Source organism: Microbacterium sp. LjRoot205, assembly GCF_056175745.1.
In genome coordinates this window covers 628,847-642,514 of the sequence record NZ_JBGFFH010000001.1, presented here as the reverse complement: position 1 = coordinate 642,514, position 13,668 = coordinate 628,847, and the positions used below count along the sequence as shown (strand labels likewise).

General features: G+C 69.2%; 13 protein-coding genes. 7 read left to right on the top strand and 6 right to left on the bottom strand.

Annotated features, from left to right (window positions below; all coding sequences use genetic code 11):
* The first annotated feature begins 8 nt into the window (after window positions 1-8).
* The gene (locus AC04ME_RS03200; protein WP_475433554.1) at window positions 9-614 is read left to right on the top strand and encodes a GNAT family N-acetyltransferase; all 606 of its coding nucleotides are present in this window, start codon (window positions 9-11) and stop codon (window positions 612-614) included.
* Here the strand turns inward: AC04ME_RS03200 and AC04ME_RS03195 are convergent.
* The 6 genes from AC04ME_RS03195 to AC04ME_RS03170 all read right to left on the bottom strand — a co-directional run bounded on the left by AC04ME_RS03195 (window position 601) and on the right by AC04ME_RS03170 (window position 5,442).
* Window positions 601-1,302 (bottom strand): GntR family transcriptional regulator, encoded by a 702-nt coding sequence (locus AC04ME_RS03195; protein ID WP_475433552.1) that lies wholly within the window; start codon window positions 1,300-1,302, stop codon window positions 601-603. The genes AC04ME_RS03200 and AC04ME_RS03195 overlap by 14 nt on opposite strands.
* Window position 1,303: 1 nt before the next feature.
* Window positions 1,304-2,038 (bottom strand): GntR family transcriptional regulator, encoded by a 735-nt coding sequence (locus AC04ME_RS03190; RefSeq protein WP_079112103.1) that lies wholly within the window; start codon window positions 2,036-2,038, stop codon window positions 1,304-1,306.
* 212 nt (window positions 2,039-2,250) lie between these two features.
* The gene (locus tag AC04ME_RS03185) at window positions 2,251-3,429 is read right to left on the bottom strand and encodes an SLC13 family permease (RefSeq protein WP_475433550.1); all 1,179 of its coding nucleotides are present in this window, start codon (window positions 3,427-3,429) and stop codon (window positions 2,251-2,253) included.
* 71 nt (window positions 3,430-3,500) lie between these two features.
* Entirely contained in the window at window positions 3,501-3,854 is a 354-nt protein-coding gene (locus AC04ME_RS03180; RefSeq protein ID WP_079112102.1) for a YciI family protein, read from the bottom strand.
* Entirely contained in the window at window positions 3,851-5,149 is a 1,299-nt protein-coding gene (locus AC04ME_RS03175; RefSeq protein WP_475433549.1) for an RNA polymerase sigma factor, read from the bottom strand. Before AC04ME_RS03175 ends, AC04ME_RS03180 begins: the two co-directional genes overlap by 4 nt.
* Before the next feature lie 107 nt (window positions 5,150-5,256).
* Entirely contained in the window at window positions 5,257-5,442 is a 186-nt protein-coding gene (locus AC04ME_RS03170) for a hypothetical protein (RefSeq protein ID WP_079112101.1), read from the bottom strand.
* Window positions 5,443-5,731: 289 nt separating this feature from the next.
* Here AC04ME_RS03170 and AC04ME_RS03165 point away from each other — a divergent pair, with 289 nt between their 5' ends.
* The 6 genes from AC04ME_RS03165 (at window position 5,732) to AC04ME_RS03140 (ending at window position 13,635) form a co-directional block, all read left to right on the top strand.
* Window positions 5,732-5,821, top strand: coding sequence for a potassium-transporting ATPase subunit F (locus tag AC04ME_RS03165; protein ID WP_056276367.1), 90 nt, complete (start codon window positions 5,732-5,734; stop codon window positions 5,819-5,821).
* Window positions 5,822-5,838: 17 nt separating this feature from the next.
* Window positions 5,839-7,518, top strand: coding sequence for a potassium-transporting ATPase subunit KdpA (kdpA, locus tag AC04ME_RS03160; RefSeq protein ID WP_079113886.1), 1,680 nt, complete (start codon window positions 5,839-5,841; stop codon window positions 7,516-7,518).
* A 1-nt stretch (window position 7,519) separates the two neighbouring features.
* The gene (gene kdpB / locus AC04ME_RS03155) at window positions 7,520-9,727 is read left to right on the top strand and encodes a potassium-transporting ATPase subunit KdpB (RefSeq protein ID WP_475433547.1); all 2,208 of its coding nucleotides are present in this window, start codon (window positions 7,520-7,522) and stop codon (window positions 9,725-9,727) included.
* Window positions 9,728-9,830: 103 nt separating this feature from the next.
* A complete protein-coding gene (gene kdpC, locus AC04ME_RS03150; RefSeq protein WP_042538159.1) occupies window positions 9,831-10,430 on the top strand; it encodes a potassium-transporting ATPase subunit KdpC in 600 nt (199 codons plus the stop codon).
* A gap of 14 nt (window positions 10,431-10,444) precedes the next feature.
* On the top strand, window positions 10,445-12,967 hold the full coding sequence (locus AC04ME_RS03145; protein WP_475433992.1) for an ATP-binding protein: 2,523 nt from the start codon (window positions 10,445-10,447) through the stop codon (window positions 12,965-12,967).
* On the top strand, window positions 12,964-13,635 hold the full coding sequence (locus AC04ME_RS03140) for a response regulator (protein WP_042538161.1): 672 nt from the start codon (window positions 12,964-12,966) through the stop codon (window positions 13,633-13,635). The genes AC04ME_RS03145 and AC04ME_RS03140 overlap by 4 nt, the downstream gene beginning before the upstream one ends.
* The last annotated feature ends 33 nt before the right edge of the window (window positions 13,636-13,668 follow it).

Here is a 13,668-nt window from a genome sequence, read left to right as displayed (position 1 = left end):
CTGGGGCGATGACCGATTCGCCGCGCACCGACGTCTGGCCCGTCCGCACCGATCGCCTGCAGATCCGGCCGATGAGCGCCCCCGATGTCGACGCGATGTGGCAGTGGCGACGCCAGCCCGAGGTGAACCGCTGGCTCGGGCTGGCGCCTGCAACGATCGAGGCATTCCGCGAGCGGTACCTCGACCCTGAGCGGCTCGCCTCGATGCACGTCGTCGAGCTGCTGCCCGCAGACGACGACCTGGCGCCCGTGCCGATCGGCGACATCATGATCAGGATCGGCGACGGGTGGGCGCAGCTCGAGGTCGCGGATCAGGCGAAGGGCGTCGAGGCCGAGCTCGGATGGGTGCTCGACCCGGAACACACAGTGCGCGGCTACGCGACCGAGGCGATCCGCGCGGTGATCGACGTCTGCTTCGGTCCGCTGGGGTTGCGCCGCGTGCACGCCGGCTGCTTCGCCGACAACGAGCCGTCATGGCGCCTCATGGAGCGACTCGGCATGCGTCGAGAGGAGTTCAGCCGCAAGACCGCTCTGCACCGGTCTGGCGAGTGGCTCGACGGATTGAACTACGGCATCCTCGCCGAGGAGTGGACGCCGACGGTCAGAGGTCTGTGACCCCGTCGACCACGAAGGTGTAGAGGTCTCTGACCAGGTCGGTCGCCTCGAGCCGGTCGCGATCGCGCGCGGCGGCGACCAGAACGTCGACGACCGATCGCAGCATCGCGGGGTTGCGAGGTCGGCTGAGCGAGCGGATGCCGAGCACCAGCGCAGGTCTCTTCGACGCGTGCAGGGCGCTCAGGTATCGGTTGCGCGAGAACACCGCGAGCAGGTCGAGCAGCTCCCACAGCCCCTCTGCTCCGACGACCTGGTCTTTGTCGTCGGTCTCCCAGAGTTCTCTGACGGTCGCCGCCCTCGCGGCGAACTCGGTGACCTGCGCCTCGGTCGCGTGCGCGATGCCCAGGTCGGCCGCCGCGATCGACAGCCCCGAGCACTCGGCGGCGACGGCGACGAACCACGCGGGGGTCGGTGTCACGACGACGGACGCCCTGTTGAGCCGGTGGTCGATCAGGTGCATCGCCTCGAGCGCGCCGAGGGCCGATCGCACCGTGCCGGCGGCGACGTTGAGGCGCTGCACGAGGGCCGTGACCGACAGGGGGTCGCCGGGGGCCAGCTCGCCCGACTCGATCGAGTGCGCGAGCGAGTCGACGACGGCATCCGCTCTCGAGGTGAAGAGGGGCAGTGGCTGCTCGACCCCTCCCAGCAGTCGCGTGGAGTTCAGCTTGTCGATCCGCCGGTCGGGCATGTCATTCCCCGGGTGATCGGCCGATGCGTGTCGGATCGCTGGAGGCAGATGCGGCGGCGAGCGCAGCCGCCGCTCGGAGCGGCTCGATCGTCGATCTCAGGAACAGAGGTTCGATGACCTCGCGCACCCCCACGCCATCCCGTCGCTCGAGCAGCGCGCGCAGCTGCTCGAGACCCGTGCGCATGAAGTCGACGAGCTCGGCGGCGACCGGTTGCGCTGGCACGGTTCTGGTCAGGTGCAGGGCGAGCTGCCCGTCGAGGATGTCGATCATCGTCTGGTTGTGGGCGCTCAGCACGATCTCACCCCACAGCGCGTACCAGAGACTGAGGCCCTCACGGCTGGAGGCACCTGCCAGGCCGGCGGCGAGCAGACCGTCGATGCGCCCCTGCAGCGACGCGACCTGTTCGTCGGTGTAGGTCGGCACGGCTTTGACCGCGCAGTATCCGATCATCGCGACGGCGGTCTCGACACGGTCGGCCTGGGCGTCGAGATCGACCGGGGCGACGCGAGTGAACCGGTTGGTGCTGACTTCGATGAGCCCGAGGTCGGCGAGGCGGTTCAGGGCCTCGCGGATGGGCGTGCGGGAGACGCCGTATTCGGCCTGCAGATCCTGGTCGCGGATCTCTTCGAGGGGCTGCATGCGCCCAGAGATGATCTCTTCGGCGAGCGTGGCGAAGACCTGGTCGCGGATCAGCTGCCGCGGCCGAATCGGCAGAGATGCGCTGATGTCGCCCACGGGCACACTTTATGCCGGTGTCATGGCCTCGCACCATACATCAGGCACTGAAGTTTCACCGGATCCGGCGACATGTGCGTAGCGTGTAGGCGTAGGGCAGCGACCCTCACCCGGCACACACTCCCCATGTCGTGCCGCGGACCTCCCCCAGATCCCGTGACCTGAGTCGCTGCCCTTTTCCCTACCCCGGGCCAGCGCCGGGATGAACGATCTCAGCCTGCGACGAACGCGAGCACGAGAGTGGCGACCAGCACCGTCGGCACGGCGACGATCGCACCCCAGAGCATCAGGCTGCCCCAGCGGATCTCGACGCCCAGCGACACCACTCTGTGGTGCCAGAGCAGCGTGGCGAGCGACGCCCACGGTGTGATCAGCGGTCCGAGATTCACCCCGATCAGCAGTGCCATGAGCGCGACCGGGTCGCCGGCGGTGGGTTCGAGGATCAGGTAGGCGGGCAGGTTGTTGACCCCGTTCGCGGCGAGCGCTCCCGCTGCCGAGAGACGCAGCAGCTCTGCGGGCGCGTGTCCACTGGCCGCGAGGACCGACAGGACGTCGAGGATGCCGTTCGCGTGCGCGGTCTCGACCACGACGAACAGGGCCGCCGCCAGGCCGATCGCCTGCCATGGCACGAGCGAGAGTCGCAGCACATGACGACGCCGGATGCCGAACACGACGATGAGCACGAGCGCGGCGACCGTCGCGGGGATCCAGACGTCATGGGTCACTGCGAGCAGGGGCATCAGGAGCAGCAGGATGCCGGAGGCCGCCCAGAAGAGCACCCGGTCGGAAGGGTCACCGCCTGTCGGAGCGCGATACCCGCCGAAGAGCGTGCGTCGGTGTCGCAGTGTGAGGATCACGACGGGCACGAGCACCCCGACGAGCGTCGGCGCCCAGCTCAGCGCGAGGAACGCGAGCGGGTCGTCACCGATTGACCGTGCCGCGAGCAGGTTCGTGAGGTTCGAGACGGGCAGTGCGAGAGATGCAGTGTTCGCCAGCCACACCGTGACGAGGGCGAACGGCAGCGGAGGGATGCCGACGCTCTGCGCGAGCACGACCACGACCGGCGTCACGATGACCGCCGTGGTGTCGAGCGACAGGAACACCGTGCTGATGACGGCGAGCACCACGACAGACAACCAGAGCAGGATGACGCGCCCGTGCCCCCACCGAGCCAGACGCTGAGCGACGACGTCGAACACCGCGGCATCCCGGGCCAGCTCGGCGACGATCGTGATCGCGATGACGAATCCGAGCACGGGTGCGATGCGGGCACCGAGCGCCCCGGCATCCGAGGGTGGGAGGACGCCCGTGACGATGCAGACGAGTGCCACGGCGATGAGCGCCAGGACGATGATCGTCCCTGCTCCCAGCCGCCGTCGCGTCGCACTCACTCGCTGAGTGTAGATCCGGTGAGGGTGTGATCCGGTGAGTGTCCGTCTCGCGGCCTGTCAGCCGGGTGCGGTCAGGCGTCCCAGGGGAGCTTCACCACCGGCAAGATGTAGACCCTCCCCATCACGGCGGTCGGATGCGTCGCCATGAAGCTCGCGGCCTCGTCGATCGACTCGGCGGTCACGATGTCGTAGCCCGCGAACCACTCCTTGAACTCGGGGAACGGACCGTCGGTGACGAGCACCTTGCCGTCTCGCACAGCCACGGACTTCGCCTCCTCAGGGCCTGCTACGGGTGCACCGTCGCCCAGCCGGCCCGCCGCGTCGCCTTCCTCCGCCCAGTCTTCGAGCAGCCGCTGATCCTCTCCCTGCGGCATCGTGCCGCCAGTCGGGTCGGTCATGTGGATCACGAGGTACTTGTTGCTCATCTGCTCTCTCCGTTCGACGTGGTCCCGGAGGGTCCGGGCACGAGTGACACCGCGATCTCATCGCGGCGCCGGGTCAGGTGGGCGATCTCGGCGTCGTTGCTCGCCAACGAGATCGCTCGGTCGTAGGCGTCCATGGCATCTGCAGGTCTGCCCGCCGCGCGCAGCAGCTCGGCCCGAGTCACGTGCAAGCCGTGGAAGTCCGCCAGTGCGTCGCTCAGCGACTCGACGATGACCAGCGCCTGCTGCGGTGAGTCCCGTTCGGCGATCGCCACGGCCTTGCCCAGGGTGACGACCGGACTCGGGTCGACGCGCTCCAGTTGCTCGTAGAGCTCGACGATGCGTTGCCAGTCGGTGTGCTCAGCATCCACGGCCGCCGCATGCACCGCATTGATCTGGGCGAGCAGCGTGTAGCGACCGGGAACCGCCCCGCACAGTCGGTCGAGAAGCGACAGGCCCTCGTCGATCAGCTCACGATTCCACAGCCCGCGGTCCTGCTCATCGAGCCGCACGAGCTCGCCTTTCGCCGTGATCCGGGCCGGAGAGCGCGCCTCGCTGAGCAGCATCAGCGCCAGGATCCCCGCGACCTCTGCGTCGTCGGGCAGCAGCTCTCTCACGAGTCTGGTGAGCCGGATCGCCTCGGTGGTCAGCTCGCTGCGGAGCGCCGGCATCTCGGAGCCGGATGCGAAGTAGCCCTCGTTGAACACGAGATAGAGCACCGCCAGCACCCCGTCGATGCGCACGCGCAGATCTTCAGGCGCGGGCACCTGATAGGGGATCTGCGCGGTCTTGATCTTCGACTTCGCTCGTGTGATGCGCTGCCGCACAGCGGATTCCTGCATCAGGAAGGCTCGCGCGATCTCCTCGACCGTGAGGCCGGCGACCACGCGCAGAGTGAGGGCGACGCGCCTTTCGAGCGACAGCGCCGGATGGCAGCACGTGAAGAGCAGGCGCAGCCGATCGTCGTCGATGGCGCCGGTCGGCTCGGGCGGTTCGGGATCGTGCAGCATCAGTGCCTCCCGCTGCTTCGCGTCGCGCGACGACTCCCGACGCAGCCGATCGATGGCCTTGCGATAGGCGGTGGTGGTGATCCATCCGCCCGGATTCGGTGGCACGCCCTCAGCCGGCCACCGCTCGACAGCAGAGGCGAACGCCTCAGCGGCCATCTCCTCGGCGAGCCCGAGATCACCGCAGCGCCGCGTCAGACCGGCGACGATCCTCGCCCACTCCTCGCGGTACACCTGGGCGACGCGCACGTCGATGTCAGCGCGTCGCGACCGCCCGGCATCCGCAATCATCGCGTCATTCCGTGACGAGACCCCTGGGCGCCGCCCCATCGCGTCATCTGTGCTCTCTCCATCCGGTCGAACCAGCAGGATCTGCAGCGAACCAGCCGTCACCACGATCATTGCCGCTCACGGCGTCGGCGAGAAGGGCCGCCCGTCCAGACGCGGCGAGCGCGAGCCCACAGCGACGGCCGCCTGATCATGCCGGGATGCTCGAGGGCGACGCGGCGCCGCTCGATGGCCTGCTCTGCCTCCTCTGCCTCCAGCCGGTAGAGAACACTCGCCATCATCGGATCGTTGTACACGTCGTCACCGTGCCTCTCATCTGCGAGACCACCCGAAACGGTCGCCTCCTACCTGCACCACGAACGACGACGGCGGGATGCGACATCGAGGCGCGAAAAAGTCCACACGACCTCGGAACGTGAGCAACTCGCATGCATCCCGCACGCCCCCGTAGGCAAAGCGTGAGGATCGCCATATGCCGGTCCGCACGGGAGTTATATCGAGTCTCGTGCTCGACATCATCTACATCGCGCTGACTCTCGCGCTGTTCGCCCTCGTCTCCCTGGTCGCGAAGGGGGTGGAACGACTGTGATCGTCTTCGAGATCATCGCCGCCGCCCTCGCCGTGGCCGCCGTCGTCTACCTCGTGGTGGCTCTCGTCGCCCCGGAGAAGTTCTGATGGGCGCCGGCTCTTCGATGAACGCCGAACTCTGGTTCGGCGTTCTCCAGGCCGCCGTCCTGATCGTCGCCCTCGTGCTGCTCTACCGCCCCGTCGGCGACTACATGGCGCACGTCTTCAGCACCCCTCGTGATCTGAAGGCCGAGCGGGGCATCTACCGTCTGATCGGCGTCGACCCGGCATCCGAGCAGACGTGGCGTGCCTACGCCCGCAGCGTCCTCGCGTTCTCGGTCGTCGGCCTGCTGCTCGTCTACGGGCTGCAGCGTCTGCAGGGCTTCCTGCCCGAGTCGCTCGGACTCCCGGCCGTGCCCGAGGGCCTGGCGTTCAACACCGCCGCGTCTTTCGTCGCGAACACCAACTGGCAGTCGTACTCGCCCGAGCAGACGATGGGCTACACCGTGCAGCTCGCGGGCCTCACAGTGCAGAACTTCGTCTCGGCCGCCGTCGGCCTGGCCGTCGCCGTCGCACTGACCCGCGGCCTGGCCCGCCGCGGCTCGACCACGATCGGCAACTTCTGGGTCGACCTGATCCGCGGGCTCGGCCGCATCCTGCTGCCGATCGCCCTGATCGGCGCGATCGCCCTGATCGCGGGCGGCGTGGTGCAGAACTTCGCCGGCTTCACCGACGTGACCACCGTCTCCGGGGGCACGCAGACCATCCCCGGCGGACCGGTCGCCTCGCAGGAGGCCATCAAGCTGCTCGGCACCAACGGCGGTGGCTTCTTCAACGCCAACTCGGCGCACCCGTTCGAGAATCCGACGGGCTGGACCAACCTGCTGCAGATCCTGCTGATCCTGGTGATCCCGTTCGCACTCCCCCGCACGTTCGGCCGCATGATCGACGACAACCGCCAGGGCTACGCGATCGCCGCCGTGATGGGAACGATCTTCCTGATCTCGACCTTCGCCCTCTCGGCACTCGAGCTCGCCGGCCGCGGCAGCGCTCCCGAACTCGCAGGGGCGGCCATGGAGGGCAAGGAGGCGCGCTTCGGCATCCTCGGATCCACGCTCTTCGGCAGCGCCAGCACCCTGACGTCGACCGGCGCGGTCAACTCGATGCACGACTCGTACACGGCACTCGGCGGCATGATGCCGATGCTCAACATGATGCTCGGCGAGGTCGCCCCCGGCGGCGTCGGATCGGGTCTCTACGGCATGCTCGTGCTCGCGATCATCGCGGTGTTCGTCGGCGGACTGCTCGTCGGCCGCACCCCCGAGTACCTCGGCAAGCGCATCGGCCCGAAGGAGATCAAGCTCGCGAGCCTCTACATCCTCGTGACGCCCACCCTCGTGCTGGTCGGCACGGCGCTGAGCTTCGCGATCCCGGGAATCCGGGCGGACGTCGAGGCGACCAGCATCCTCAACCCCGGCGTGCACGGCATGAGCGAGGTGCTCTACGCCTTCACCTCGGCGTCGAACAACAACGGCTCGGCCTTCGCCGGCCTCACCGCGAACACCCCGTGGTTCAACACCGCACTCGGCATCGCGATGCTGCTCGGCCGCTTCCTGCCGATCGTGCTCGTGCTGGCCCTCGCCGGATCGTTCGCCGCGCAGCAGCGCGTGCCGGAGAACACCGGAACGCTGCCCACGCACCGACCGCAGTTCGTCGGCCTCCTCTCGGCCGTCACAGTCATCATCACGGCACTCACCTACTTCCCCGTGCTCGCACTGGGACCCCTCGCTGAAGGACTCGTCTGACATGACCCTCATCACCACCCCCTCCGAGACGCCGTCGGAACAGCAGGATGCCGCGGCATCCGCCTCGACCGAACCGCCCCGCGCGTTCGGCTGGGCGCAGCTGACCCAGGCCCTGCCGGGCGCGCTGCGCAAGCTCAACCCCGCCTCGCTCGTGCGCAACCCCGTGATGCTGCTCGTCTGGGTCGGCGCCGCGTTCACCACCGTGCTCGCGATCGCCGAGCCCTTCCTCGGAGGCCCCGCCGACTCGGGCGGAACCCCGGTGCGCGCGCCGTTCACCTGGGGCATCGCCATCTGGCTGTGGCTCACCGTGCTGTTCGCCAACGTCGCCGAGTCGGTGGCCGAGGGCCGCGGCAAGGCCCAGGCTGCGAGCCTGCGCAAGACCCGGACCAGCACCATGGCACGCAAGGTCGTCCGGCACGACGCCGGTGCGGATGCCACGGCAGAGCGCTCCGAAACCGTCGACGTCTCGTCGGCCGAGCTCCAGCGCGACGACATCGTGATCGTCGCGGCGGGAGAGCTGATCCCCGGAGACGGCGACATCGTCGCGGGCATCGCGACCGTCGACGAGTCGGCGATCACCGGCGAGAGCGCGCCGGTCATCCGCGAATCCGGCGGAGACCGCAGCGCCGTCACCGGCGGCACACGGGTGCTGTCTGATCGCATCGTCGTGCGCATCACCTCGAAGCCCGGCGAGACGTTCGTCGACCGCATGATCGCCCTGGTCGAGGGCGCGAGCCGTCAGCGCACCCCCAACGAGATCGCGCTGAACATCCTGCTCGCGAGCCTGTCGATCGTGTTCGTCGTCGTGGTGCTGGCGCTCAACCCGATCGCGTCGTACGCGGCCTCGCCCGTCAGCATCCCGGTGCTGATCGCCCTGCTCGTGTGCCTGATCCCCACGACGATCGGCGCCCTGCTCTCGGCCATCGGCATCGCCGGCATGGACCGCCTCGTGCAGCGCAACGTGCTCGCCATGTCGGGACGCGCGGTCGAAGCCGCGGGAGACGTCACCACCCTGCTGCTCGACAAGACCGGCACCATCACCTACGGCAACCGACAGGCCCACGAGGTGCTGCCGCTCGCGGGGGTCGACCCCGAGGAGCTGCTGCGCGTCGCCGCCCTCGCATCCCTCGCCGACCCCACGCCCGAGGGCGCGTCGATCGTCGCGTTGGCCGCGTCTCACGGCATCCAGGTCGAGGAGCCGGTCGGAGCCGTCGTCGTGCCGTTCACCGCGCAGACCCGCATGTCCGGCCTCGACCTGCCCGACGGCACGCAGATCCGCAAGGGTGCAGGCTCGGCGATCAGCGCCTGGCTCGGACTCGACTCGAATGCCGAGCTCACCACCCTGACCGACGGCGTCGCGTCGAGCGGCGGCACCCCCTTGGTCGTCGCCGTGCGGATGGCTGACAACGCCACGCCCCGGTCGCTGTGCGGCTCTCGGTCGTTGAGCGAAGACGCGGCAGCGACCGACGGCGAGGTGCTCGGCGTCGTGCACCTCAAGGACATCGTGAAAGACGGCCTGCGCGAGCGGTTCGAAGAGCTCCGCAGCATGGGCATCCGCACCGTCATGATCACGGGCGACAACCCGCTGACCGCCGCCGCGATCGCGAAGGAGGCAGGGGTCGACGACTTCCTCGCCGAGGCGACTCCCGAGCAGAAGCTCGAACTGATCAAGCGCGAGCAGGAGGGCGGCCGCCTCGTCGCGATGACAGGCGACGGCACGAACGACGCCCCGGCGCTCGCCCAGGCCGACGTCGGCGTCGCGATGAACACCGGCACGTCGGCGGCGAAGGAGGCCGGCAACATGGTCGACCTCGACTCCGATCCCACGAAGCTCATCGACATCGTGCGCATCGGCAAGCAGCTGCTCATCACCCGCGGAGCGCTCACGACGTTCTCGCTCGCGAACGACATCGCCAAGTACTTCGCCATCATCCCGGCGATGTTCATGGGCGTCTTCCCCGGCCTCGCGGCGCTCAACATCATGCAGCTGCACTCGCCGGCATCCGCCGTGACCAGCGCGATCATCTTCAACGCCATCGTGATCGTGTTCCTGATCCCGCTGGCGCTCCGAGGAGTGAAGTATCGCCCGGCGAGCGCCTCGCAGATCCTGCAGCGCAATCTGCTGGTCTACGGCCTCGGCGGCGTGATCGCACCGTTCATCGGCATCAAGCTGATCGACCTCGTGATCACCCTCATCCCCGGCTTCTGAGCGCGACTCACCGCGTTTCGTCTCGGGGCTTCGCTCCTCGCTCAACGACCGGGCGAGGTCACCCGCTCCTCGCTCAACGACCGACTTCTTTGAAAGGCATCTCATGTCCTCCTCCCGCACCGTGGCCCGCACCACCGGCGTCGCCATCCGCGCGATGCTCGTGCTCACCCTCGTGCTCGGCGTCGGCTACACGCTGGTGGTCACCGGCATCGGCCAGCTGCTGATGCCGTTCCAGGCGAACGGCTCGCCGCTCGCAGACGACAAGGGCAGCTCGCTGATCGGGCAGTCCTTCACGGATGCCGACGGCGAGGCGCTTCCCGAGTACTTCCAGTCGCGTCCGTCTGCCGCCGGTGACGGGTACGACGGAGCGGGCTCGAGCGGCAGCAACCTGGGGCCCGAGAACCCCGACCTCGTCACGGCGATCGGCGAGCGTCAGGCGGCCATCGCGGAGCGCGAAGGAGTGAGTCCCGACGCCGTTCCGGCCGACGCAGTGACGGCATCGGGCTCGGGCCTCGACCCGCACATCAGCGTCGCCTACGCCCTGCTGCAGGTGCCACGGGTGGCCGAGGAGCGCGGCCTGCCCGAACAGCAGGTGCGCGACCTCGTGGAGTCTAGGATTCAAGGGCGGGATCTGGGATTCCTCGGCGAAGAACGCATCAACGTCGCCGAACTCAATCTCGCGCTCGATGAGCAGGAGGGCTGATGACGGCAGAGCGGATGCCGCGGCGCGGCCGACTCCGCGTGCTGCTCGGCGCAGCCCCCGGTGTCGGCAAGACCTTCGAGATGCTCGTCGAAGGCCGCCGACTGCTCGACGAGGGCCGAGACGTCGTGATCGCGATCGTCGAGACGCACGACCGCGCGGCGACGGCGGCGCAGACCATCGGCATCCCCGAGGTGCCTCGCCGCACCGATCTGCACCGAGGCGTGCCGCTGAGCGAGATGGACCTGCAGGCGGTTCTCGCCCGGCACCCCGAGATCGCTCTGGTCGACGAGCTCGCCCACACCAACACCCCCGGTTCGCAGAACGCGAAGCGCTGGCAGGACGTCGACGCGCTGCTCGACGCGGGCATCGACGTCGTCACGACCGTGAACGTGCAGCACATCGAGTCGCTGAACGCCGTGGTCGAGAAGATCACGGGCATCGCTCAGCAGGAGACGATCCCGGATGCCGTGGTGCGCGCCGCCGACGAGATCGAGGTCGTCGACTTGGCGCCGCAGTCGCTGCGCGATCGACTCTCGGCGGGCCTCGTCTACCCGGCCGAGCGGATCGACGCGGCGCTGTCGAACTACTTCCGCCTCGGAAACCTGACGGCGCTGCGCGAACTCGCGCTGCTGTGGCTCGCCGACGAGGTCGACAGTGCGCTGCGCAGCTACCGCGCCGACCACGGCATCGAGGGCACCTGGCAGGCGCGCGAGCGCGTGGTCGTCGCCCTCACCGGTGGCCCCGAGGGCGAGACGCTGCTGCGTCGAGGGGCCCGCATCGCCGCCCGCTCGGCCGGTGGCGAGCTGCTCGCAGTGCACATCGCCGCGCAAGACGGCCTCCGCGACGAGACCCCGGGGGCATTGGCCGCCCAGCGCTCGCTCGTCGAGTCGCTCGGCGGCAGCTTTCACCAGATCATCGGCGACGACATCCCCGGCACGCTCGTCGAGTTCGCGCACGGCGCCGACGCCACGCAGCTCGTGATCGGCGTCAGCCGACGCGGTCGCCTCGCGGCCGCGCTCACCGGACCCGGGATCGGGTCGGAGGTCATCCGCCGCTCGGGCGATATCGACGTGCACATCGTGACGCACGCCGCCGCGGGCGGGCGCGCTGCGCTCCCCCGCATCACCGGCGGCGCGCTCGGCTGGCGACGCCAGCTGCTCGGCTTCGTGATCGCGCTCATCGTCGGACCACTGCTCTCGTGGGCGATGTTCGCCTTCCGCAGTCCCGAGTCGATCACGGTCGAGGTGTTGGCCTTCCAGCTGCTCGTCGTGATCGTCGCGCTCGTGGGCGGGCTGCGACCGGCCGTCTTCGCGGCGGTGCTCTCGGGCATCACACTGGACTTCCTGTTCGTCTCGCCGATCTTCACCATCACGATCGCGCATCCGCTGCACGTGCTCGCCCTCGCGCTCTATGTGATCATCGCGATCCTCGTCAGCATCATCGTCGACCAGGCCGCACGGCGAGCCCGCACGGCCCAGCGCGCCGCCGCCGAGGCCGAACTCCTCGCCGCGGTCGCCGGCAACGTGCTCCGTGGAGACAACGCCGTGCTCGCGATGGTCAGTCGCACGCGCGAGGCCTTCGGCCTCACCGGTGTGCGCCTGCTCACCGCCGAGGGCGAGGTGCTGGCGAGCGACGGCGAACCCGTGCCCGACGGTCGGGCCACCTCGATTCCGGTCGGCGCGGGCGGATCGTCTCCCGCCGTGCTCGAGCTGCACGGCGAGCCCCTCGACACCCCCGCCCGGCGACTGCTCGATGCGATCGTCGCCCAGCTCGCGGCGGCGATCGAGCACACCGACCTGCGTGCCACAGCGCGCGAGGTCGCCGCTCTCGCCGAGACCGACCAGGTGCGCAGTGCGCTGCTCTCGGCGGTGAGCCACGACCTTCGCCGACCACTCGCCTCGGCCGTCGCCGCGATCGGCGGACTCCGCGGGGCGCACAGACTGTCGGCATCCGATCGGGAAGAACTGCTCGCCACGGCGGATGAGAGCCTCGCCACCCTGTCGTCGCTGGTCACGGATCTGCTCGACGTCAGCCGCGTGCAGGCGGGAGTGCTCGCCGTCTCGAGCATGCGACTCGATGTCGCGGGTCCCGTGCTGGCGGCGGTCGATGAACTCGGCCTCGGCCCCGACGACGTGGAGCTGGCATTGGACGCCGACCTGCCGGCGGTGTCGGCCGATCCGGTGCTGCTGCAGCGAGTGCTGGTGAACGTGATCGCGAACGCGCACCGCCACTCGCCCGCCGACAGTCGGGTGATCATGTCGACGAGCACCCTCGGCGAGCGCGCCGAGATCCGCGTCATCGACCGGGGCAAAGGCGTGCCGGCAGAGAATCGCGACCGCATCTTCCAGCCGTTCCAGCGCCTCGGCGACACCGACAACACCACCGGTCTCGGCCTCGGCCTCGCGCTGTCGCGCGGATTCGCCGAGGGAATGGGCGGTACCCTGACACCCGAGGACACCCCCGGCGGTGGACTCACCATGGTCATCTCGCTGCCGCTGGCAGGAGAGCCCGATCTCACGCAGGAGGAGACGGAGTGAAGCTCCTCATCGCCGATGACGACCCGCAGATGGTGCGGGCGCTGCGCATCACCCTCGCCGCCCACGGCTACGAGGTGGTCGTGGCCGCTGACGGTGCCGCTGCCGTGGCCGCCGCCGCGCAGACGCACCCCGACATCATCATGCTCGACCTCGGCATGCCGCGGCTCGACGGCATCGAGGTGATCCAGGCGCTGCGCGGCTGGACGACCGTGCCGATCATCGTCGTCTCCGGCCGCACCGGATCAGCGGACAAGGTCGAGGCGTTGGATGCCGGAGCCGACGACTTCGTCACCAAGCCGTTCCAGGTCGACGAGCTGCTCGCGCGGCTGAGGGCGCTGTCTCGCCGGTCGGTGCCGGCCGGCGGCGAGTCGACCGTCGGATTCGGCGACGTCGTGGTCGACCTCGCGACGAAGACCGTCACCAGGGCGGGCACGCGGGTTCATCTCACGCCCACCGAGTGGCGCATGCTCGAGCATCTCGCCCGGCATCCGGGCGCCCTGGTGACTCGGCAGGATCTGCTGAAGGAGATCTGGGGCAGCGAGCAGGTCTCCGACTCCGGCTACCTGCGGCTGTACATGTCGCAGCTGCGCAAGAAGCTCGAGGCCGAACCGAGCGCGCCGGCACACCTGCTCACCGAGTCGGGGATGGGTTACCGGCTCGTCCTCTGACCCAGGTCTGCCGTTCTCGTCATGCCCGGTACA